Source organism: Pseudomonas sp. IT-P44 (assembly GCF_949768225.1).
GTDB classification, from domain to species: domain Bacteria; phylum Pseudomonadota; class Gammaproteobacteria; order Pseudomonadales; family Pseudomonadaceae; genus Aquipseudomonas; species Aquipseudomonas migulae.
The window spans coordinates 152068-176043 of the sequence record NZ_CATKQM010000068.1 but is presented as its reverse complement, the minus strand read 5'-3'; the positions used below and the strand labels follow the sequence as shown (position 1 = coordinate 176043).

Genomic DNA, 23976 nt, shown 5'->3' with positions numbered 1-23976 from the left:
ACGAGACGAAGAATGAAGTTTAGAGGAAGAGTCCCGGACCCGGGCGACTTCCTTCGGGGAATCTGACGCCCACTTTGCCGATCTTGTTCCCTTCCATGACCGCGACGGTCCAGATGGTGTTGTTCCATTCCACCTGGTCACCCACGACTGGCGCACCGCCCACTTTGTGAGCAATGAAGCTGGCCAGAGTCATATCTGGATCGATGCCTTCGACTTTCAACCCGTACAGGGCAGCAACCGCCGCCAGCTGGGCATCTCCTTCGAGTACGAAGTCGCCGAAGAAACGCAAATCGAGGCCTCGTTGAGGCGCCTGGCTAAACAGTTTTCCAAGGGCCGGCAGGTTGTGTTCGTGGCCGATGACGCAGAGCAAATCATCGACTTCGAGCACCGTACTACCCGACGGATGGAGCAGTTGCTGGCCACGAAACAGTGCGGCGATGCGTGTGCCTTCGGGCATTTTCAGTTCGCGAAGGGGCGAACCGATGCACCATTTTTCGGCACCGAGGCGATAAACGAACAACTCCCACTCGCTGGTGACATGCACTTCCAGGGCTGAGCGCGAGATCGGCGCAGGTTCCGGTGGCACCGTCACCTTTAACAGTTTGGCGATCCACGGCAGGCTCGTCCCTTGTACCAGCAGCGACACCAGCACAATAAAGAAGGCAAGGTTGAAGTAGAGCTGGGCGTTGGGCAGGCCGGCCATCAGCGGGAACACCGCCAGAATGATCGGGACCGCGCCGCGCAGGCCGACCCAGGAAATGAAGGCTTTCTCTCGACCGTGGAAGGCCTTGAAGGGCAGCAGGCCGACCAACACCGACAGTGGCCGTGCAAACAGAATCATCCACAGCGCCAGGCCCAGCGCAGGCAAGGCGATCGGCAGCAAGTCGTGCGGCGTGACCAGCAGGCCCAGCACCAGGAACATGCCGATCTGCGCCAGCCACGCCATGCCGTCGAGCATGTGCAGAATGCCGTGGCGGCTGCGTACCGGACGGTTGCCGATCACCAGGCCGCACAGGTAAACCGCGAGGAAACCGCTGCCGTGCAGGGCGTTGGTCAGGGCGAACACCACCAGGCCGCCGGCGATCACCAGAATCGGATAGAGGCCGGTGGCCAGATTGATCCGGTTGACCAGTTGCAGCATCAGCCAGCCGCCACCGAGCCCGATCACGCCGCCGATGCCGAACTCGCGCAGCAGGTGGGTCAGCAGGCTCCAGTGCAGGCCGGTCTGGCCGCTGGCGAGCATGTCGATCAGGGTGACGGTGAGGAACACCGCCATCGGGTCGTTGCTGCCGGATTCGATTTCGAGACTGGCGGTGACCCGTTCGTTCAGGCCTTTGCCGCCGAGCAGCGAGAACACCGCCGCAGCATCCGTGGAGCCGACGATGGCGCCGATCAGCAGGCCCTGGATCAGGTTCAGATCGAACAGCCAGGCCGCGGCCATGCCGGTCAGCCCGGTGGTGATCAACACCCCGACCGTGGCCAGCGACAGCGCCGGCCATAACGCGACACGAAAACTCGACACCCTGGTGCGCAAACCGCCGTCGAGCAGGATCACCGCCAGTGCGAGGTTGCCGACCAGATAGGCCGTTGGGTAGTTATCGAAAATAATCCCGCCGCCATCGACGCCGGCGGCCATGCCCACGGCCAGGATGATCACCAGAATCGGGATGCCGAGGCGGGACGAAAGTGAGCTCACCAGAATGCTCGCACCTACCAGCAACGCGCCGATCAAGAACAGGCTGTTGATGGTCGTCGCATTCAAAGGCAATACTCCAGAAAGCTGAAAGGCGGGCACACACTGACCATGCAGTCTGCGTGCCAGCGATTCTAACCTGTTGAAATGTGATGCTGTCAAAAAGCTTTTGCAGATCAAAAGCCCTACGCATGTTCCGTCTACACGCGATCCCTTGTAGGAGCCGGCTTGCTGGCGATGGCGTCTGTGAAATCGCCATCGCCAGCAAGCCGGCTCCTACAGATCGGGGGATGTTCCGGATCGACGTATCACGAGCATCTGGTGTTAGCGGGTTAGAGGCTGAACCGTCCAACCATCGTGTTCAGGTCCACTGCCAGTCGCGACAGTTCGTTGCTCGCTGCGCTGGTCTGATTGGCGCCGGTGGCCGATTGCACCGACAGATCACGAATGTTCACCAGGTTACGGTCCACTTCACGGGCCACTTGGGCCTGTTCTTCGGCCGCGCTGGCGATCACCAGGTTGCGTTCGTTGATTTCGACGATGGCGCTGTTGATCGTGTCCAGCGACATCCCTGCACCGCGAGCGATGTTCAAGGTCGACTCGGCGCGCTCGGTGCTGTTGCGCATCGAATCCACCGCGTGCTCGGTGCCGGTCTGAATGCTGCCGATCATGCGTTCGATTTCGCTGGTCGATTGCTGAGTGCGGTGCGCCAGTGCACGCACTTCGTCCGCCACCACCGCAAAACCGCGCCCGGCTTCACCGGCACGGGCCGCTTCGATGGCGGCGTTCAAGGCCAGTAGGTTGGTCTGGTCCGCCAGGCCACGGATCACGTCCAGTACCTTGCCGATGTCGCGGGATTCATTGGCCAGATCGCCGATCAGTGTCGCCGTGCTCTGCACATCGGCGCTCATGCGTTCGATGGCGCTGACGGTTTCCTGCACCAGATCACGGCCGTCACCGGCCGACGTGGTGGCGTTCTTCGATGCTTCCGAGGTGCTCACCGCGTTGCGCGCGACTTCTTCCACGGCGCTGGTCATTTCATTGACGGCGGTGGCGGCCTGTTCGATTTCATTGTTCTGTTGGGTCAGGCCACGGGCGCTTTCGTCGGTGACACTGTTGAGCTCTTCAGCGGCGGAGGCCAGTTGCGTGGCCGAGCCGGAAATCCGTTGCAGGGTGTCACGCAGCTTGTCTTGCATCTTCGACATGGCCAGCAGCAAACGGCCGGCTTCGTCTTCGCCATCAACGGTGATCGGGCGAGTCAGGTTGCCTTCGGCGATTTGTTCGGCAGCGCTCAAGGCATTGGCGATTGGCTTGGTGATGCTGTTGGTCAGCAGCCAGGCAAACAGCACGGTCAGGCCGGTGGCTATGACCAGCAAGGTGATCACCAGACTGAAGGCCGAATCGTATTGATCGGCGGCGCGCTGATTGGTGTCGAGGGACTGCTGGGTGTTGATCTCCAGCAAGCGATTGAGCACTGCGTTGACCGCTTCGGAGTTGGTCAGCAGATCGGTGTTGAGCAAGGTGCGCAGTTCATCGACCTGATTGTTGCGCGACAGGGTTTTCATCCGGTCTTCGATCTGGCGGTACTGCCCCAGCAACTGTACGTATTGATCGTAGGCTGCACGTTCCTGCGGGCTGCTGATCAGCTTTTCGTAGGTCGCCTGAGCCGCGCGAATCTGTTGGTTGCGCGATTCCAGCAGCTCCATGGTTTTCTGCTGAACGTCGGGCTCGCGGTTCACCAGCAAACGGTAGGACAGCACCCGCAGGCGCAAGGTGAGTTGAGTGAACTCGTCGAGGCTTTTGATACTCGGCACGCTGCTCAAGGTGATTTCCTCGGCAGCACCGCGAATCTTGCTCATCTGGTTCAAGGCAAACACCCCCAGAACCAGCATCAGACCGCCAATCAGGGCGAAACCGAGGAACGCCCGCGGAGCGATATTCATATTACGAAGGGACATGGTGTTTACCGAAAAGAGCGCACCTGTGCGGCGCTGAGACTGACGTATGGATGACTTATCGGTCATACGACTAAAGTCTTGAGGGGCTGCGCGTATTTGTCGCAGCCAGACCGTTTCCTGTAGGAGCGATGCTTGCTCGCGAAGGACGTTAACGGTAACGCGTGCAGTCTGGATGAACGCGTTGTCTGGACGTCCTTCGCGAGCAAGCATCGCTCCTACAGGAACTATGGCGACGAAGTGCAGGAACCAGATCCGCCAATCACAGTCTTTAAAGTTCGCGAGGAAGGTCGCCCGCCAGGAAAATCAAGGCCTTGCGCCCCATTAACCCTGGCATCCGTGGTGACTTTTCTTTATCGTACGCGCCCCTTGAAAATGCTTGGAAAATCAAAATGTTGGAAGCATCCCTAAGCCAATTGGAACAACTGGTCAGCGACCTTGTTCAACAGAACCAGACCCTGAGTGCAGAACTGGCCCAGGCCAAGGATGAAAACGAAAGCCTGCAACTGAGCCTGATGGAACAGGAAGAAAAACAAGGCGCTACCGCCGCTCGCATCCAGGCCCTGGTTGAACGCGTCAGCGCCGGCCCGGTCAGCGCATGAGTGTCGGCGCCGCAGGGGTAAAAGTCGTCTCGATCCTGGGGGAGGACTATTCGATCAAGGCGCCGGCCGGGGAAGAGCAAACCCTGCTGGACGCCGCATTGATGTTGAAGGCTGCTTTGGCTGATACCAAAAGAAAGTACCCGACCCTGATCGGTGACCGACTGCTGGTGCTGGCCGCGATGAATCTGTGTTCTCAGCAGATCGAAATGAAAAAGCAGCACAAGCTCGAACTCGACCGTTACCAAGAGCAAGTCAGCGCCACGGTTGAAGTGATCTCCAAGACGATCAATCAGGCCTGATCGGCTTTGCGCACAACCAAAGAATAAATTGTCGTTTGCGTTGTATACAATCGGCACGGCTGTTGCAGTGTTTCAGCCTCTTATTCTTTGGGGGTGCTCCATGCAGTTCTGGCGTCGCAGTATTCAATGGCAGTTGATCCTCAGTATGGGCACCGCCCTGCTGGTCAGTATTCTGATCGTGGTTGGCGTTTATACCCTCGTGGTCAACCGTCTCGCCCAGAGCTACCTGGTCGAACAAGCGCTGCCGTCGAGCATCGAAGCGATGCGCAACGACATCGAGCGCATCCTCGTTCAACCCCTCACCGCCGCCAAGGACATCGCCAGCAACAGCATGGTGCGCGACTGGCTGGCCGGGGGTGAAAACAGTGACCAGACCGCCGCGTTCGTGCAGTATCTGGAAGGCATCCGCGCCGAACACAAAGCCTTTACCGCGTTAATTGTCGGTACGGCTTCAAACCACTATTTCACTGAAAAAGGCCTGGACCGTAGCCTCAGCCGTTCCAATCCCAAAGACGCCTGGTTCTATTCGTTCCTCGACAGCAACCAGCCGCGCACCCTCAATATCGACAACGACACAGCCACCGGAGAATTGGCGCTGTTCATCGACCTCAAGGTCGAGCAGGCCGGCAAAGTCGTGGGCGTTGCCGGGCTTGGCCTGAGCATGAAAGAGCTGTCGGAGCTGATTCACAACTTCACCTTCGGTGAGCGCGGCAAGGTCTATCTCGTGCGTTCCGACGGTTTGATCCAGGTTCACCCCGAAGCGCAATTCAGTGGCAAACGCACCTTGGTCGAGCAAATCGGTGCGTCGGCCGCGCAGGCAGTCATGGGTCAAAAAGCTGCCAGCAGCAGCTTCGTGCGTGATGGCGAAGACTACCTCGCGTTGAGCCTGCCGCTGAGGGACTTGGGCTGGACCCTCGTGGCCGAAGTGCCACAGTCGCAGATCTACGCCGAAGCCCGCCGAGCCATGTGGATGAGCAGCGGCATTGGCCTGGCGGTGGCGCTGGTGTGCCTGTTGCTGGTGGTGTTGCTGGCCCGTGGGTTGGTGCGGCCGATTCGTCAGGTAACAGCGGCGCTGGTAGCCATCGGTAGCGGTGGTGGAGATTTGACCCACCGGTTAGATTCCAGCCGCGCCGATGAGTTGGGTGACCTGGCGCGCGGCTTCAATCGATTCCTCGACAGTCAGCGCGAGATGATCGGCGAAGTGCTGACCACCAGTGAGCGTTTGCGCACCGCCGTTAGCCAGGTGGCGAAGGTTGTGGACAACACCGCCGAACGCTCCGGGCGCCAGCAGGAAATGACCGACATGGTCGCCACCGCCGTCCACGAAATGGGCCTGACCGTGCAGGAAATCGCGCAGAACGCCGGTAACGCGGCGGTTGCCTCGCAGGATGCTCGCGATGAGGCGATGCAGGCGCGGGAAGTGGTGGGTGGGTCGATCCGACATATTGAAAGCATGTCCGATGAAATCGGTGTCGCCGCCAGTGCGGTGGGCGAACTGGCTGATCAGGTGGCGTCGATTGATCAGGTGTTGGCGGTGATTCGCGGGATTTCCGAGCAGACCAACCTGTTGGCGTTGAATGCGGCTATTGAAGCAGCGCGGGCTGGAGACATGGGCCGTGGATTTGCCGTTGTGGCAGATGAAGTGCGGACGCTGGCGCGGCGGACTCAATCGTCCACCGATGAAATTCAGCAAATAATCGGCAGCCTCAAGCAAGGTGCGGAGAACGCGGTGTCGTCGATGCACACCGGTCAAGCGGCGACCGGCACCGGTGTCGAATCGAGCCAGCGCACCGGAACGTCGCTGACCGCGATTACCGGGCAGATCGAGCGCATCAGCGACATGAACCATCAAGTAGCGACCGCGACGGAAGAGCAGTCGGCGGTGACCGAAGAGATCAACCGCAACGTGCAGGGGATTTCCGACCTGGCTCGGGCGACAGCGGGGGAGGTCAGGGCTTGCCGGGAGGATTGCCAGACGTTGCAGCGGTTGGCCGATGATTTGGCGCGGCAGATGGGTGGGTTTCGGTTGAGCTGAGTTTCGAATGCCAAGCGAATACAGGCTGGGTGAGAGCGCGACAATAGTTTGTGCGCTCTCTGGGCGCTGATGATCAGTCAGAAACGAATGACGAGACCAAAAGCTCTTTCCCGTATACCTCTGCACCATTGACGGTATCGATATAAAAAACTCGTTTCTCTCTCACGACCCAGGAACGTTGTTGTTCATCGATATAGGTGTCGCCACTGGTCATTGATCTGAACATGTCATCGCGGTTGAACAACCGATTGCCAATTTGGGTATCACCTTCGGTTTTGACGGTTACGCGATAGCCGTTATCGATTTGCCAGCGATACTCTTTGCCTGTGACGGTGCTGTTGCGATTACCTCTTACCTTGTCACCCACTCTGGTCGCCAGAATGAATTGGTCGTGGGTGAGCCGTATATAAGGGTCTATTTTTGGTGTGCGTTCTGCGGCAGGGAAGCCATAGACAACGCTTAGCCACTCGTTGGCAGACATGGCCTCGTAGTCCTTGTACCCGACGAGGTAGTCCCACTCATATCGCTCGTCGGGCGAAACGATTTCCATCATACCGACAGCCGTTGTTTCAGCACTCTCAGAAGCTTGCTTCTCACCGGTTGCGCCAACGGAAACCATCTCAATAGTGATAAGGGACTTTTCGTTCGAAGGCCTGTGATGATTTTTGTCGAGAACGACGTGTTCAATCCCTTTGGAATCGGTCCAAATCGTTCCCGCTCTTCCAGGTCCAGCTGAAATGGATGCCAGGACGCAATAGTCATGATCGACAAGTCCTGGAATTTTGATTGTTTTGTCTGCAAGTGTGTTTGGCGTATTCATCATGCTCTCTCATATAGGAGGACCGACGGACAGGGTGATGTCCGTCGTTGCCGACAAATAGTGTGACGTCGGTAATCCAGCCTATCGGAGCTGCCTTGATTACACAGCTGTCAGAAATAACAGGTGTGTCGAGTGCAGAGTTGGCGTGTTTCAAAATGAACGCTCAATGTATTACCAATACTCTGCACTGAATCAGTTGCTTAGAACCACTCATCCTGCATGTTCAAACACACATCATCCCGCGCCTCAAGAATCGCCAATTCATGGTGGCAACCCGGCACTTCCCAGGTCAGGAAATACCGCGCCGCCTGCAGCTTGCCCTTATAGAAGCTCACATCCGCCGCATTCCCCTTGGCCAACCCTTCCTCGGCGCGAATCGCCTGTTCCAGCCAGCGCCAGCCAATCACTGTGTGCCCAAACACTTTCAAGTACAGCGCCGAGTTCGCCAGGCTGCTGTTGACCTTGCCTTGAGCCAGGTCGGTCAACAAACCGAGGGTTACGGTTTGCAGGCGGGCCACCAGTTTCTCCAGCGGTTCACGCAGCGCATTCAGCGATTCGTAGGCTTGCGCGCGCTCGGCCGTGTCGGCGATCAGGCGGATCAATTGTTTCAGTCCCGCACCACCGTTCTGCGCCAGTTTGCGGCCCAGCAAGTCCAGTGACTGGATGCCGTGGGTGCCTTCGTGAATCGGGTTCAGACGGTTGTCGCGGTAATACTGCTCAACCGGGTATTCGCGGGTATAACCGTGGCCACCGAGAATCTGGATCGCCAGTTCGTTGGCTTTCAGGCAAAACTCCGACGGCCAGGATTTGACGATTGGCGTCAGCAAGTCCAGCAGCTCATGGGCCTGTTTGCGCTCGGCTTCGGTCGCAAGCGTCGTGGTGTCATCGAACAGTCGCGCCGCATACAACCCAAGATCGAACGAGCCTTCGACGTAGGCTTTTTGCGTGAGCAACATGCGTTTGACGTCGGCGTGCTGAATGATCGCCACCGGCGCGGTGTTCGGGTCTTTGCTGTCCGGCACGCGGCCTTGCGGGCGCTCGCGGGCGTACTCCAGTGAATACAGGTAGCCGGCGTAACCGAGCATCACCGCGCCCATGCCGACGCCGATTCGCGCTTCGTTCATCATCTGGAACATGTAGCTCAAACCGTGGTGCGGCTTGCCCACCAGATAACCGACGCACTCACCGTTATCACCGAAGTTCAGCGCGGTGGACGTGGTGCCGCGCCAGCCCATCTTGTGGAACAGCCCGGCCAGCAACACGTCGTTGCGCTTGCCCAGGCTGCCGTCATCGTTGACCAGGAACTTGGGCACGATAAACAGCGAAATCCCCTTCACCCCGGCCGGTGCATCCGGCAACTTGGCCAGCACCATGTGCACGATGTTTTCCGACAACGGGTGATCGCCGCCGGAGATGAAAATCTTGTTGCCCTTGAGTCGATAGGTGCCGTCAGAAGCGGGCTCGGCGCGGGTACGAATATCCGACAACGACGAACCTGCGTGCGGCTCGGTCAAGGCCATGGTGCCGAAGAAGCGGCCGTCGATCATCGGTTGCAGGAAGCGCTGCTTCTGTTCCTCGGTGCCGAAGCTTTCGATCAGGTTCGCCGCACCCATGGTCAGGAACGGGTACGAAGTCGAGGCCGCGTTGGCCGACTGGAAGTGCGCGAAACACGCCTGGGACAACAGCGTAGGAAGTTGCATGCCACCGGCGTCGAAACTGCGCGCGGCGTTGAGGAAACCGGCTTCAAGGAAGGCATCCACCGCCGGTTTCACTTCCGGAATCAGAATCGCCTGACCGTCCTCGTAGCGAGGCTCGTTCTCGTCGCCCTTGCGGTTGTGCGGGGCGAAAAACTTCTCGGCAATGCTGCGAGCGGTGCCGATGGCGGCGTCGAAGGTCTCGCGATTGTGCTCGGCGAAACGCTCTCGCTGGGTCAGGCCTTCGGCGTCGAGGACTTCATACAGCTCGAAAGCCAGATTGCGGGAACTGAGCAACGTCTCGGACATGGCGGCCTACCTTTTTTTGGAGTGGACCGAGTCTAGGCGTGGGGAGAGCGTGCGGAAAGGATGATTGACGAGCGTGATGGTGTGTTGCGGCTAGCACTAATCAAATGTGGGAGCGGGCTTGCTCGCGAAGGCGGTGTAGCAGTCAATGTTGATGTCGACTGACACTCCGCATTCGCGAGCAAGCCCGCTCCCACAGGGGATTTTGCAAACCGGGCGCCTATTGCGGGCGCCCGGTCTTATTGCTGTTTAACCGATGGTCATCAAGCTCGCATTACCACCCGCCGCAGCGGTGTTAACGCTCAACGCTCGCTCGATCACCAGACGCTCCAACGCAATGTTGGTCTCGCCCAGCGACAACCCATGAACCCCGACAATCGCCCCGGCACGCTTGGCCACTTGCTGGCACACCGCACGCAACTGATCGGAATGGCCGTGATGCAGAACCGCATCAAACACCACTTCGTCCTTGTTCCAGTCGGCAACCAGCTTGATACGCGCCTGAACTTCCTTCGGCAGGCGTGCGAACAAGGCTTTGGTCAGGTCAGCTTCCGGCCATACCGCTGAGCCGCCGACGGCCAATACCGCCGCCAGTTGCGTCAGTAGGTCGCCTTCAGCTTCGGCCAGGGACAGCACGTGCTCACGCGGCAGGATCGCGTAGCTGTTGCGCTCGCCGGTCGGGCCCGCCAGTACACGGGTGATGCCGCTTTGCGATTGCGCCGCGAACTGCACGCACAAGGCGCTCAGGTCGGCAAACTTGTTGCTGTCGGCCCAGGTTTGCAGGGCGGTCAGCGGTTTGCTCATGGCATCGCGCAGACGAACATCCGGTGCAGTGGCGGCGTCGCCACGAGCGAAGGATTGTTCGATTGCATCGGCAGGCCGCGTCGACAGCAGGCGGTACAGGTACAACGGACCACCGGCTTTCGGGCCGGTGCCCGACAGGCCTTCGCCACCGAACGGTTGCACGCCAACCACAGCACCGACGATGTTGCGGTTCACGTAGACGTTACCGGCATTGACGTTGTCGATCACCTTGGCGATGGTCTCGTCGATGCGCGTATGCACGCCCAGCGTCAGGCCGTAGCCGGAAGCGTTGATCTGACCGATCAACTGGTCGATGTCTTTGCGCTTGTAGCGCACCACGTGCAGCACCGGGCCGAAGATTTCGCGTTGCAGCTCATCGAAGCTTTCCAGCTCGATCAGCGTCGGCATCACGAAGGTGCCGCGTTTGACTTCTTCGCTGTTGGCGATGGCCACCTGGTACACGTTGCGACCTTTGTCGCGCATGGCCTGGATGTGCTTCTCGATGCCCGCCTTGGCTTCGGCGTCGATCACCGGGCCGATGTCCACGGACAGGCGCTCAGGGTTGCCGAGACGGCATTCAGCCATGGCGCCCTTGAGCATTTCGATGACACGGTCAGCAGAATCTTCCTGCAAGCAAAGTACACGCAGAGCTGAGCAACGTTGACCGGCGCTGTCGAAGGCCGACGACACCACGTCGATCACGACTTGTTCGGTCAGTGCCGAGGAGTCGACGATCATCGCGTTCTGGCCGCCAGTCTCGGCGATCAGCGGAATCGGGCGGCCCTGTGCATCCAGGCGGCCAGCGACGTTGCGTTGCAGCAAACGAGCGACTTCGGTGGAACCAGTGAACATCACGCCTTTGACCCGATCGTCACCGACCAGACGGGCACCCACGGTTTCGCCACGGCCCGGCAGCAGTTGCAGCACGCCTTCCGGAATCCCGGCTTCGAGCATCAGGCGCACGGCCTGGGCGGCGACCAGCGGGGTTTGTTCCGCAGGCTTGGCCAATACCGGGTTACCGGCGGCCAATGCAGCGGCAACCTGACCGCTGAAGATTGCCAGCGGGAAGTTCCACGGGCTGATGCACACCACCGGACCCAGCGGGCGGTGGGCGTCGTTGGTGAAATCGTTGCGAGCCTGCACCGCGTAATAACGCAGGAAGTCCACGGCCTCTCGCACTTCGGCGATGGCGTTGGCGAAGGTCTTGCCGGCTTCGCGAGCCAACAGGCCCATCAGCGGCTGGATCTCGCCTTCCATCAAATCGGCGGCACGTTCCAGAATCGCAGCACGTTCGGCCGGCGGGGTGGCCTGCCAGATCGGTGCAGCGTTCAGGGCGCACTGGATCGCGTTGTCGACGTCTTCGACATTCGCTTCCTGTACGTGACCGACCACGTCACGCAAATCGGACGGGTTCAGAACAGGCGCAGGGGTTTCGGTGCTGGAGACGCAGCCGAGCATCGGCGCGGCTTTCCAGTGGTTGTGAGCAGTGGCCAGCAGAGCGCACGACAGCGAAGCCAGGCGATGTTCGTTGGCCATGTCGATGCCGCTGGAGTTGGCGCGCTCGGCACCATAAAGATCGCGCGGCAGCGGGATACGCGGGTGCGGCAGGCCGAAGCCGCCTTCCAGCGTCGCCATCTGCTCGATGCTGGCCACTGGATCGGCCACCAGCTCCTGAATCGAAATGGACTGGTCGGCGATACGGTTCACGAACGAGGTGTTCGCGCCGTTTTCCAGCAGACGACGTACCAGGTACGCCAGCAGCGTTTCGTGAGTCCCGACCGGTGCGTACACGCGGCATGGGCGGTTCAGCTTGCCTTCGGAGACTTTACCTACAACCTGTTCGTACAGCGGTTCGCCCATGCCGTGCAGGCACTGGAACTCGTACTGGCCCGGGTAATAGTTCTGACCGGCGATGTGGTAAATGGCCGACAGAGTGTGGGCGTTGTGTGTGGCGAATTGCGGGTAGATGACTTCCGGCACCGACAACAATTTGCGGGCGCAAGCGATGTAGGAAACGTCGGTGTACACCTTGCGGGTGTAGACCGGATAGCCTTCCAGGCCTTCGACCTGGGCGCGCTTGATTTCGCTGTCCCAGTACGCGCCTTTCACCAGGCGGATCATCAGGCGATGACGGCTGCGGCGAGCCAGGTCGATCACGTAATCGATCACGTACGGGCAACGCTTCTGGTAAGCCTGGATCACGAAGCCGATGCCGTTCCAGCCGGTCAGTTGCGGCTCGAAGCACAGGCGCTCCAGCAGATCCAGCGACAGCTCAAGGCGGTCGGCTTCTTCGGCGTCGATGTTCAGGCCGATGTCGTATTGCTTGGCCAGCAGGGTCAGCGACAACAGGCGCGGGTACAACTCGTCCATCACACGCTCGTACTGCGCACGGCTGTAACGCGGGTGCAGTGCCGACAGCTTGATGGAAATGCCCGGGCCTTCATAAATCCCACGACCGTGGGACGCTTTGCCGATCGAGTGGATGGCTTGTTCGTACGACGCGAGGTACTTCTGCGCGTCGTGTTCGGTGAGGGCGGCTTCACCGAGCATGTCGTAGGAATAGCGGAAACCCTTGGCTTCGAACTTGCTCGCGTTGGCCAGGGCTTCGGCGATGGTTTCGCCGGTGACGAACTGCTCGCCCATCAGGCGCATGGCCATGTCGACGCCCTTGCGGATCATCGGCTCGCCGCTCTTGCCGATGATGCGGCTCAGGGACGAAGTCAAACCCGCTTCATTATGGGTGGCGACCAGTTTGCCGGTCAGCAGCAAGCCCCAGGTTGCGGCGTTGACGAACAGCGACGGGCTGTTGCCCAAGTGTGGCTGCCAGTTACCGGTGCTGATTTTGTCGCGGATCAGTGCGTCACGAGTGCCCTTGTCCGGGATGCGCAACAGCGCTTCGGCCAGGCACATCAGTGCCACGCCTTCCTGGGACGACAGGGAAAATTCCTGCAACAGCCCCTGAACAATTCCGGCACGGCCACCGGCGCTCTTCTGATTGCGCAGTTTCTCGGCAATCGAGGCAGCGAGCTTGTTGGTGGCGTCAGCCATGGCGACCGGCAGGCGCGCCTGTTCGATCAGCATCGGCACCACTTCCGGCTCAGGACGACGGTAAGCAGCGGTAATGGCGGCGCGCAGCACCGATTGCGGCAAGATGCTTTCGGCGAACTCAAGGAAGCACTGGTGCGCGTGGTCGACGTGGACGTCGCCACTGTCGTCGGCTTCTTTGGCCGTCAGGCCGTTGAGCTCGGTCAGGGTTGCACCACCCTCGAGTTTTTCCAGGTAATTGAAAATTGCCTGCTTGATCAGCCAGTGCGGCGTGCGATCAATCGAAGTCGCGGCGGCCTTGAGGCGCTCGCGGGTCGGGTCGTCAAGTTTGACCCCAAGGGTGGTGGTAGCCATATTTTTATCCTCATGTTTGCCACGACCGCGTGGCATCAGCTGGCGGCAAGATTAGCTGCGCGCTCTCTGAGGTGCAACCGGGTGCAACCCTTTTTTTGTCGGAATAATAGGCAGCTCGTCAGGAATTAAATTCCGGTACGAACGTACCGCTCCTGCTTGGTGCTTTTGCTTCTAGTAAACGCTCATGACTGCTCTAAAAGGGAGCAAAAACAGAGCTTTTCAAGCTAAATCCGACTAGGTGCAACTTATTCTAAAAAAATGGGTTGCACCTTATTTGTGTTGTTGAATAGGATTCGCGCCCAAGGTGCAACCGGTCAAAAAGACAGGTGCACCGGCTGATGGCTTTCCTGGGGAAACATCAGTCCTAAATGCGCGGACCCGCAAATCGTTTGATCAAACATTGTCGTTTGTCGGCGTTTTCACACTCTGCCGCTACATAAAAACAAAGCCAGGGCATCACTTAATGAGCGTTAGCAATCCAACCCTGATCACGTTCGTGATCTACATCGCAGCAATGGTGCTGATCGGCTTCATGGCCTATCGCTCCACCAACAACCTTTCTGACTACATTCTGGGCGGTCGCAGCCTGGGCAGCGTCGTGACTGCATTGTCCGCCGGTGCCTCCGACATGAGCGGCTGGTTGTTGATGGGGCTGCCGGGCGCCATCTACATGTCCGGTCTGTCCGAAAGCTGGATCGCCATCGGTCTGATCGTCGGTGCTTACCTGAACTGGCTGTTCGTCGCCGGCCGTCTGCGCGTGCAGACCGAGCACAACGGCGATGCGCTGACGCTGCCGGACTACTTCTCCAGCCGTTTCGAAGACAAAAGCGGCCTGCTGCGGATCATCTCGGCGGTTGTGATCCTGGTGTTCTTCACCATCTACTGCGCGTCCGGCATCGTCGCCGGCGCCCGTCTGTTCGAAAGCACCTTCGGCATGTCCTACGAGACCGCGCTGTGGGCCGGTGCTGCGGCGACGATTGCCTACACCTTCGTCGGTGGTTTCCTGGCAGTCAGCTGGACTGACACCGTACAAGCCACGCTGATGATCTTCGCCCTGATCCTCACGCCGATCATCGTGTTGCTGGCGACCGGCGGCGTCGATACCGCGTTCCTGGCCATCGAAGCGCAAGATCCAGCCAACTTCGACATGCTGAAAAACACCACCTTCATCGGCATCATCTCGCTGATGGGCTGGGGTCTGGGCTACTTCGGCCAACCGCACATCCTGGCGCGTTTCATGGCGGCGGATTCGGTCAAGTCGATCGCCAATGCCCGTCGCATTTCCATGACCTGGATGATCCTGTGCCTGGGCGGCACCGTGGCTGTAGGCTTTTTCGGTATTGCCTACTTCTCGGCCAACCCTGCCGTGGCGATGCCCGTCAGCGAAAACCACGAACGCGTGTTCATCGAACTGGCCAAAATCCTGTTCAACCCATGGATCGCCGGTATTTTGCTGTCGGCCATTCTGGCTGCGGTGATGAGTACCCTGAGCTGCCAGTTGCTGGTGTGCTCGAGCGCCCTGACCGAAGACTTCTACAAAACCTTCCTGCGTAAATCGGCTTCCCAGGTGGAACTGGTCTGGGTCGGCCGCGCCATGGTGCTGCTGGTTGCCCTGATCGCCATCGCGATGGCCGCCAACCCGGAAAACCGTGTGCTGGGTCTGGTCAGCTACGCCTGGGCCGGTTTCGGTGCTGCGTTCGGTCCAGTGGTCCTGATCTCCGTGATCTGGAAAGACATGACCCGCAACGGCGCACTGGCCGGCATCCTGGTCGGCGCGATCACCGTGATCGTGTGGAAACACTTCGAACTGCTGGGCCTGTACGAAATCATCCCTGGTTTCATCTTCGCCAGCCTGGCGATCTACATCGTCAGCAAACTGGGCGCGCCGACGCACGGCATGCTGCAGCGTTTCGCCGCTGCCGAGGCTGATTTCCGCCTGAACAAGTGATCGGGATGAGCTGAGGCTCAACCCTTTCGCCGAACATGAAAACGGCCCGCTTCCTTTGGAGGCGGGCCGTTTTTATTGGGCGGGGAAAAATTTGGTGTTGCCGATGCCGCCTTCGCGGGCAAGTCGGATCGCCGCACCGCTCGCTCCTACAGGATTGCGTTGATTCAAAACTAATGGGCGCAACCAAAAAACCGTAGGAGCGAGGCTTGCCCGCGAAGGCGTAATTTGATTCAACCCCGACCTTCCTGAGGGAATGTCTGTAGTTCGCTGTCCTGATTTATGAAGGAAGAATCTTTAAAAAAGCACGATAAATCTGAGTTTCCTGTCCCTTCGTCAACACCCCTTGCCGCTCATGCAGAATCGCCCGCCTTCACTCTGCAGAGACACATCGGATGTTCGCTCTTGCTAATCAACCGCGTTTCACGCTGACCGTCGACAGTGACCAGCATGACCTCAAGGTACTTGAGTTCACCGGCAAGGAAGCCATCAGCCAGACTTATCGCTTTGACCTGGAGCTGGTCAGTGAACGGCCGGACATCGAGCTCGAAAGCCTTCTGCATCGTCAGGCATTTCTGAGTTTCGATACACAAGGCAGCGGTATTCACGGTCAGATTTTTCGGGTTGGCCAGGGCGATTCCGGTAAGCGTCTGACGCGCTATCAAGTCAGCCTGGTCCCGCGTTTGACCTACCTCGACCAGCGCATCAATCAGCGGATTTTCCAGCACAAAAGCGTGCCGGTGATCATTGCGCAAATCCTTGAAGATCATGGCATCCAGCGCGATGCGTTCGCCTTTCAGCTCGGCAGCGATTACCCCGATCGCGAGTACTGCGTGCAATACGCGGAAAGCGATCTGGCGTTCATCCAGCGCTTGTGCGCCGAGATCGGCATTCACTACCACTTTCAGCACAGCCCTGACGGGCATTTGCTGGTGTTTGGTGACGACCAGACGGTTTTCCCGCTGATCGACAAACCGACACTTTTCTCGCCTGACACCGGAATGGCGGCCGACGCGCCCGCGATCAATCGCTTCAACGTGCGGCTGGAAACCCGCACCACTTCGGTAGCCCGTCGCGACTACGACTTCCACAAACCCGGGCTGCAACTTGAAAGCCGAAGCGACAACGGGCAACTGCCGACGCTTGAGGATTATCACTTTCCCGGCCAGTTCACGGATCGCGAATCCGGCAGGGCGCAGGCTCAACGAACACTGGAGCGCCACAACGCAGACTACCGTCAGGCTGAAGGTCGCAGCGATGAGCCCGCTTTGGTGACAGGTCACTTCCTGGCGTTGTCGGAACATCCGCGCCAGGCCTGGAATGACCTGTGGCTGATCACCCAAATCGAACACCATGGCCGTCAGCCGCAGGTGCTCGAAGAGTCAATCAGCAGCGACGGGGCGGATGATTTCCAGGGCTATCGCAATACCTTTCTGGCGACACCGTGGGATGTTTCGTTTCGCCCACCCCTGATCGGGAAACCCTCTTTCACCGGTTATCAGACCGCCGTAGTCACTGGTCCCACCGACAGTGAAATCCACTGTGACGAGTACGGCCGCGTCAAGGTTCAGCTCGCCTGGGATCGTGACGCAAAGCGCAATGAACATTCCAGTTGCTGGTTGCGTGTCGCCACCGGTTGGGCGCATGACGGCTACGGCATCGCACTGATTCCTCGGGTCGGCATGGAAGTGTTGGTGGGGTTCCTCGATGCCGACGTCGATAAGCCGATGGTCATGGGCTGCGTGCCCAATGGCGCCAACTCGATACCACTGAATCTGCCCGCCGACAAAACCCGCAGCATTTTCCGCAGCCAAAGCAGTCCCGGTGGCGGCGGTTACAGCGAATTACGCATCGAGGATCGCAAAGGCGCCGAGGAAATCTACCTGCGAGCCCAGCGAAACTGGACTCAACACGTGTTGAACGACCTGCATGTCCAGACCGGAAATCAGCGCAGTACGGTGATTGGTGCCAACGATAACCTGCACGTTCACGGTGACCGCTCCATCACCGTCAGCAACCAGACCCTCAAGGCGAGCGGGCAATTTCACGCCAGCGCCGGCCAGCAAATTGTCATCGACGGCGGCGCAAACGCAACCATCCAGGCGGGTGGCCACTGGATCAACATCGGCCCCGCCGGGATCTTCAGCAGCGTTCCGATTGAACTGGGCGGTGCACCGATGCCGGCCGTGGGCGCGGCGACCACTCAACGAACACTTCTGGCACTCAGCACAGCACAGATTCTGACCCTGAAAAGCGACGCCCCATTCTGCGAAGAATGTGAACGCTGCAAGGGTGGTGTCTGTGCAGCCTGAGTGCTTGTCACCCCTCACTTGGCTGGAGCGCCAACCACTCGAGCCTTCCGAGCAGTTGTTCGCAGTGTTCGGCAATGCCAGTTCCGCTGAGCCGTTCAAAGCCTGGCAGAGATCAAGTCCGTTGCATGCTCCGAGCCCGATCTGGGCCGACACCGCTTATGCCGAGTGGGAACCGGTCATGCCCTATGTCGGAATCGTCGCTGCTGACAGTGAGTTTCTGGACTGGGCCGCCACTACCGAGTCTCGCGATTGGGGTTGGCTGGCAATTTCTTCTTCGCCTCAAGACGTGTTGATCGAACATCTGCGCAGCCTCACGCAAGTGTTTTTGCCCAATGGCAACGCGGTGTTTTTTCGCTTTTGGGATGGGCGTTACTTGCTGCCGATTCTTCAGTCTGCGGATGTCGAAGTTGCTCAACTGCTACCGGTCGTGGGGCGGTGCCTGATCAATGGTCAGCCGCTCGACATCGGTGGAACTGCACTGAAAACCGCCAGGGTTTTTCCATGGTGGGAAATCTCCACAACGCTGTTGAAGCAACTCTGTGAACACTCAAACACCACTCGGCTGAACAACTTGCTCACGTGGTTGAGCGAGGACCGTCCTGATCTTTTCGAGGCATTTTCCGAAAGCGTTTTGCGGCACAAAGTCGCGATCTTTCTGGAAGAGCCGGGCCTGCCGCCAGCCCCGAAATCAGCCTTGGTGGATTACCTGTCGATGGAGCTGGACTGATGGATCAGATCGTACGGGTCGAGCAGGAGCTCGACGGTTTCAAGGACACGCTGAGTGTGTATCGCCAGCAACTCAAGGGCTTTTTAAGTCGCAATGCCGACAAGGTCAGCCGGGCAATGGACCTGCCCTCGCTGATGGACATGGACCGGCAGATCAAACTGGGCAATACCACCCAGTCGGTGAGCCGCAGTGATGACGACTTTTTCTCCAGTGTTGCGCAGTGTCCGTTAAACGGAGTTCTGCAGATCGAGAGCAAGTTCGAATCGGTTTATGACGTTGCGCTGGGGAACATTGATGTTGATGTGATTGCCGTTGATGGCGGCGAAAAAACCACTGTCACGCTCGATGAAAACGGCAAGGGACAATTCAGGGGCATTGCCGGCAAGTTCTACCGCGTGCATGTCCACAGCGTGGTGACTTCGGATCAGGTTGATGAGCTTTTCAAGTCTTATGACGGCCTGACCGGTCAGCTGGAAGACTGGCTGCGCACTGAGTGGCAAGGCTTCAAACCGCAGTGGTCGCAGCAATCCGCATCCGCTTCGCTGGCCGCAGCGGGTAACGGAATACTGGCGGGCGGTTGGGCGGCGATTCAGGCGGTTTGGGATGGCATCGGTGAACTCACCGACATTCTGAAAGACCCCAATGCCTTCGTAGGAAAGCTGGGTGAAAGTGCTGGCGAACTGGCCGAGCTCGCGAAAAGTGCGCCAGACATGATGGAAAAAGCCATGTTGCTGGCCAGTGACGAGGCCGCACTGTGTTTGTTGATGCGCACCGCGACGCTGTGGCTGGAAATGTTGCCACCGACGCAACTGGCCGAGTCGTCTGCAGAGGCGATATCCAAAGTGGTCGTCGGGCTGGTCATCGACCTACTGATCGGTCTGGTGCTGAGTGTGGGCGGGGTTGGCGTTGCCTGGTTGGCAGTACGCCTGACCAAGTACAGCGCGCAGATTTTTCAGGCGGCGATGGCATTCGTGAAGTCGATGGTCACGATCATCAACAACTTCATGGGCTATGTAAGCCGCTACAAAAAAGTCGCTGCGCGGGGCGTCGCGGCCGGACCGAAAAATGGCGCCATGCACTTGCGCTGGAATGCTCGCAAGAACACCACGCTTAAACAAAACGAACACCACGACGACGCTTCGAGGCAGGCCACAAATCCCAACGGCGACAGCGCTGATGCCGCCGATAAAACCGCCACCAACAAATGCCCGGTGTCGATGGTCACCGGTGAAGAACTGCTGACCCTCACCGACGGTTCCTTGAATGGAATCCTGCCGTTCGACTTCACGCGCCTCTACCGCACCAGCGCCGTCGAGATTGATTGCGGCCTGGGTTTTGGCTGGAGTCACAGCCTTGCGCACCGACTGGAAATCGATGGCGATGGCGTCGTCTGGATTGACCACGAAAACCGTCGCACCGCCTTTCCGCTGCCTGACAATGAGCGCCCGGCGATCCACAACAGCCTCTCGCGTGCAGCGATTTACCTGGGCGATGCCCCGGAAGAACTGATCCTCGCCCAGGCTGGCGACGACACGCGTTTCTATCATTTCATCAACGGTCGATTGACGGCGATCAGCGACGGTTACGACAACCGGCTGCGCATCACTCACGACCGCCGCGACCGTGTCCAGCGCCTCGACAACGGTGCCGGCCGCGCCTTGCTGTTGCGCTATGACCCGCACCATTTGATTGCCGTCGACTATCAGCGTTTTGTCCCGGCAGACACGTCGGACGAAGCCTGGATAACCGAACAGACACTGGTCAGTTACCGCTACGACGAGCGCGCCCGGCTGATCGAAGCAACCAACGCCGCCGGGGAAAGCGAGCGCTACGACTACGACGACCAGCACGTCATCCAGCAGCGGCAACTGGCCGGTGGGGCGAGTTTCTTCTGGGAGTGGGAAAGGTCCGGCAAGGCTGCGCGATGCGTTCGGCATTGGGCGTCGTTTGCGCAGATGGAAGCGCGTTATGTCTGGGATGACGAGGGCAGTGTCACCGTCCACAACATCGACGGCAGCGATGAGGTTTACCAGCATGACGACCGGGCGCGACTGGTGCGCAAGGTCGAGCTGGATGGCGGCGAACACCTCAAGGCCTACGACGACAAAGGGCGATTGATTGCCGAACAGGATCCGCTCGGCGCCGTCACCGAGTACCACTACGACGAAGTCGGACGTTTGGTGGCGCTGATTCCGCCGGAAGATGAGCCCTCGTCCTACGAGTATCGCAACGGTTTCCTGCATGCCCGGTATCGCGGCAAAGCGGTCTGGAAATATCAGCGCAATGCTCAGGGCGACATCACCGACGAGACTGATCCCGACGGCCAGGTCACCCACTATCACTACGATGAAAAAGGACAGTTGCTGTCGATCCGTTACCCGGATAGCAGTCGCCATCTCTTCGTCCGCAATGCTTTGGGGCAACTGGTTGAAGAAACTTTGCCGGACGGTGGGCTGCGGCGGTTTTCCTACGACGCGCTGGGTCGACGGATTACCGATCAGGATGAACACGGATCGCTCACTCACTACGGGTGGGACGCCGTTGGGCGATTGGTTCAGTCGACACTTCCTACGGGGACCACGCGCGCCTTCAGCTACAACGCCTACGGAAAAATCACCGCCGAACGCGACGAGCTTGGCCTCGTTACCCGCTACGAATACGTCGATGGTTTGCATTTGGTCAGCCGCCGGATCAATCCCGACGGCACGCAGCTCAACTATCGCTACGACAACGCGCAGCTGCTGCTCACAGAAATCGAAAAAGAATCCGGCGAACACTATCGCCTGGACTACACGCCTGGCGGATTGATCCGACAGGAAACCGGATTCGACGGCCAGCGCACGGCGTACACCTATGACCTCAATGGAAACCTGCTGGAAAAAACCGAGTTCGGCGAAGACGGCTCGCAGCGGGTTACCGCTTATGAGCGAGATTCGGCAGGGCGGTTGCTGGTCAAAACGCTGCCCGACGACATCAAGGTCGAATACCGCTACGACAACCTCGGACGGCTGATCAGCGTCGACGACGGTCACGATCATCCGCTGGAATTCGAGTACGACCGACAAGATCGTTTGATCACCGAGCGCCAAGGCTGGGGCACCTTGCGCTACGGCTACGACACCTGCGGCCAACTCAACCGCATGCGCCTGCCGGACGGCAGCAAGCTCGATTACCACCACGCCAAGGGCGGCGCGCTGACCGCCATCGACCTCAACGGAGCGCCGCTCACCGCCCACCAATTCACGTTTGGCCGCGAACAACAGCGCCAACAAGGCCAGCTCACCAGCCGCTACCACTACGACGAACAGGGCCGCCTGCAAGCACACGCGATCAATCAACAAACCCGGCCGCTGTACCTGCGCCACTACACCTACGCGGTCAACGGCAACCTGGCGACCGTCGCCGACAGCCGTCATGGTCAACGCAGTTATTACTACGACGCCCTCAACCGCCTGACCCGCGTGCGCCACACCCGCGACGACCCACCGGAAAGCTTCGCCCACGATCCGGCCGGCAACCTGTTGATGCAAAACCGCCCCGGTGTGGCTGCCGTAAAAGGCAATCGCCTGCTCATGCAAGGCGACCACCATTACGACTACGACGCCTTCGGCAACCTCATCCGCGAACGTCGCGGCACCGGGCAAAAACTCGTCACCGAATATGCCTACGACTGCCAACATCGCTTGGTCAGCGTCACGACCCCGGACGGACGTTGCGCGAGTTACCGCTACGACGCCTTCGGCCGCCGCATCGCTAAAACCGTCGACGGCAAAACCACCGAGTTCTTCTGGCAGGGCGACAACCTCGTCGCTGAAAGCAGTCGCGAACACTACCGCAGCTATGTTTACGAACCGGGCACCTTCCGCCCGCTGGCCATGCTCGACGGCAAAGGCCCGCGCAAGGCTTGCCCGTTTTACTACCAGCTCGATCACCTAGGTACGCCGCAGGAACTGACCGATTTTGGTGGCGAGATTGTCTGGTCGGCGAAGTACAACGCCTACGGAAAAGTTACGCGGTTAGCGTTCGGTGGAGGCGAGCAACTTGAGCAGCCGTTGCGGTTTCAGGGGCAGTACTTCGACGGCGAGAGCGGCCTGCATTACAACCGGCATCGGTACTATGATCCGGAGGTGGGGCGGTACCTGACGCCGGATCCGGTCAAGTTGGCGGGTGGGCTGAACGGGTATCGGTACGCGCTGAATCCGACGGGGTGGGTTGATCCGTTGGGGTTGGCTTGTACCGCTTGTCCTGGCGATTTGGATGTTGATGGGCCGTACAGCGAAATTGTTCCAGGTGGAGGTTTGGCTGCGCATGAAGCTCAAGGAGGGCACCTCATCAAGAAACATGTGGGGAGAACGGACAAGCAGTTAGCTAAAAGGTTAAAAGCTGAGCCAAATATTCCTGCTGCATCAACGTTTCCCGATCGAGCTACTGCTGAGTCGGCTTCTTCGAAAGCATTAGATGCAAATAAAGCAAAAATCGAAAAATTCCTTCAGGGGAAGAAGGCGAAGACGACAGTTACTCATACGTTCCCTTACCCAGTAGGGGTAAGTATGCCCAATGGACGTAACAACCATTTACCAGCTTCGAAGGTATTGTTGGTGCTGGTAAAGGATGCCCGACGGCCTGAGGGATATTTTTTGCTAACAGGATTTCCAGAGATATGAACAAAGAGCTTCCCGAGTTACACGATTTTTTTGGCGCGTACTTTCATCAGGATTGGACTGTCGAACACGGGACAGCTGAGCAAGTTATAGATGCTTTTTTAGCTGACGCTGACCCCGGGGATTTAATGTTGGTCCGGGAAGAGCTCAATTTTCTGCTTGATCAGCGGAAGGACGAAGTGGAGTTAAGGGAGTATCTATTGAAAGAGCTGAGCTGTTACTACTGCTACTGGAACGTGTGGGAATCCGGCGAATTATGGTTGCGTCATATTGCTAGCAAACTGGATAGCAAAACTGATGAAAATTAAAATTTGTCCCTTTTAGGTATCAGCCTTGAAGATCAATCAACCTGGTAAGGCTTGTTATCTCTGAGACAGATAGATTTTTTGACCGCTTCGCAGTCAATTCGCGGGCAAGCCTCGCTCCTACAGGATTGGGGTCGTTCCCATTTTTGGCGGTGTGCCTCAATTCTGTAGGAGCGAGGCTTGCCCGCGAAGGCGGTCTTACAGGCTGCGAAATTTCTGGGCAAGGTCGTCGGAAGTTTCCTTCAAGTTGTAGCGGTTTCCATGAACTGGTGCGCTTCGGGCCACATCGATAGTCTTCAGGCCGTCACTGCAAATTCAGTGACAGGGCGTGGAAGCCCTTCTATCGTTAGGCGCGTCAAGCGCCACCAGTTCGGCGTTTTTTATCGTCTGTGTTTTATGGTGGCTGTGCGCGGGGCGCT

13 protein-coding genes and 1 pseudogene are annotated in these 23976 nt (G+C 58.8%); 8 read left to right on the top strand and 6 right to left on the bottom strand.

Annotated elements, in window-relative coordinates:
* Positions 1-19: 19 nt before the first annotated feature.
* The 3 genes and pseudogenes from ACM6IO_RS26280 to ACM6IO_RS26270 all read right to left on the bottom strand — a co-directional run.
* Positions 20-1762, bottom strand: coding sequence for a potassium/proton antiporter (locus ACM6IO_RS26280; protein ID WP_008025108.1), 1743 nt, complete (start codon positions 1760-1762; stop codon positions 20-22).
* A 263-nt stretch (positions 1763-2025) separates the two neighbouring features.
* Entirely contained in the window at positions 2026-2889 is an 864-nt protein-coding gene (locus ACM6IO_RS26275; RefSeq protein ID WP_407013414.1) for a methyl-accepting chemotaxis protein, read from the bottom strand.
* Positions 2881-3636: pseudogene (locus ACM6IO_RS26270) on the bottom strand (MCP four helix bundle domain-containing protein); the annotation flags it as partial. The pseudogene ACM6IO_RS26270 and the gene ACM6IO_RS26275, both read right to left, overlap by 9 nt.
* 404 nt (positions 3637-4040) lie before the next feature.
* Between ACM6IO_RS26270 and ACM6IO_RS26265 the strand changes: the two are divergent.
* From ACM6IO_RS26265 to ACM6IO_RS26255, 3 genes are all read left to right on the top strand, one after another.
* On the top strand, positions 4041-4250 hold the full coding sequence (locus ACM6IO_RS26265; RefSeq protein WP_008025106.1) for a hypothetical protein: 210 nt from the start codon (positions 4041-4043) through the stop codon (positions 4248-4250).
* Positions 4247-4549 (top strand): cell division protein ZapA, encoded by a 303-nt coding sequence (locus ACM6IO_RS26260; RefSeq protein ID WP_008025105.1) that lies wholly within the window; start codon positions 4247-4249, stop codon positions 4547-4549. Before ACM6IO_RS26265 ends, ACM6IO_RS26260 begins: the two co-directional genes overlap by 4 nt.
* Before the next feature lie 100 nt (positions 4550-4649).
* Entirely contained in the window at positions 4650-6584 is a 1935-nt protein-coding gene (locus ACM6IO_RS26255) for a methyl-accepting chemotaxis protein (RefSeq protein WP_414912505.1), read from the top strand.
* A gap of 73 nt (positions 6585-6657) precedes the next feature.
* Here ACM6IO_RS26255 and ACM6IO_RS26250 read toward each other — a convergent pair whose 3' ends face one another.
* The 3 genes from ACM6IO_RS26250 to putA all read right to left on the bottom strand — a co-directional run bounded on the left by ACM6IO_RS26250 (position 6658) and on the right by putA (position 13607).
* The gene (locus tag ACM6IO_RS26250; RefSeq protein ID WP_192226889.1) at positions 6658-7404 is read right to left on the bottom strand and encodes a hypothetical protein; all 747 of its coding nucleotides are present in this window, start codon (positions 7402-7404) and stop codon (positions 6658-6660) included.
* A gap of 200 nt (positions 7405-7604) precedes the next feature.
* A complete protein-coding gene (locus ACM6IO_RS26245) occupies positions 7605-9407 on the bottom strand; it encodes an acyl-CoA dehydrogenase (protein WP_192226890.1) in 1803 nt (600 codons plus the stop codon).
* A 246-nt stretch (positions 9408-9653) separates the two neighbouring features.
* On the bottom strand, positions 9654-13607 hold the full coding sequence (putA, locus tag ACM6IO_RS26240) for a trifunctional transcriptional regulator/proline dehydrogenase/L-glutamate gamma-semialdehyde dehydrogenase (protein WP_008025099.1): 3954 nt from the start codon (positions 13605-13607) through the stop codon (positions 9654-9656).
* A gap of 463 nt (positions 13608-14070) precedes the next feature.
* Here putA and putP point away from each other — a divergent pair, with 463 nt between their 5' ends.
* The 5 genes from putP to ACM6IO_RS26215 all read left to right on the top strand — a co-directional run bounded on the left by putP (position 14071) and on the right by ACM6IO_RS26215 (position 23560).
* Positions 14071-15555, top strand: coding sequence for a sodium/proline symporter PutP (putP, locus tag ACM6IO_RS26235; protein WP_192226891.1), 1485 nt, complete (start codon positions 14071-14073; stop codon positions 15553-15555).
* Positions 15556-15947: 392 nt separating this feature from the next.
* Positions 15948-17864, top strand: coding sequence for a type VI secretion system tip protein VgrG (locus ACM6IO_RS26230; protein WP_414912504.1), 1917 nt, complete (start codon positions 15948-15950; stop codon positions 17862-17864).
* A complete protein-coding gene (locus ACM6IO_RS26225; protein ID WP_414912503.1) occupies positions 17854-18591 on the top strand; it encodes a DUF4123 domain-containing protein in 738 nt (245 codons plus the stop codon). Before ACM6IO_RS26230 ends, ACM6IO_RS26225 begins: the two co-directional genes overlap by 11 nt.
* Entirely contained in the window at positions 18591-23255 is a 4665-nt protein-coding gene (locus ACM6IO_RS26220) for an RNase A-like domain-containing protein (protein ID WP_414912502.1), read from the top strand. The genes ACM6IO_RS26225 and ACM6IO_RS26220 overlap by 1 nt, the downstream gene beginning before the upstream one ends.
* Positions 23252-23560, top strand: a complete 309-nt coding sequence (locus tag ACM6IO_RS26215; protein ID WP_192226892.1) for a contact-dependent growth inhibition system immunity protein — start codon at positions 23252-23254, stop codon at positions 23558-23560. The genes ACM6IO_RS26220 and ACM6IO_RS26215 overlap by 4 nt, the downstream gene beginning before the upstream one ends.
* Positions 23561-23976 lie beyond the last annotated feature (416 nt).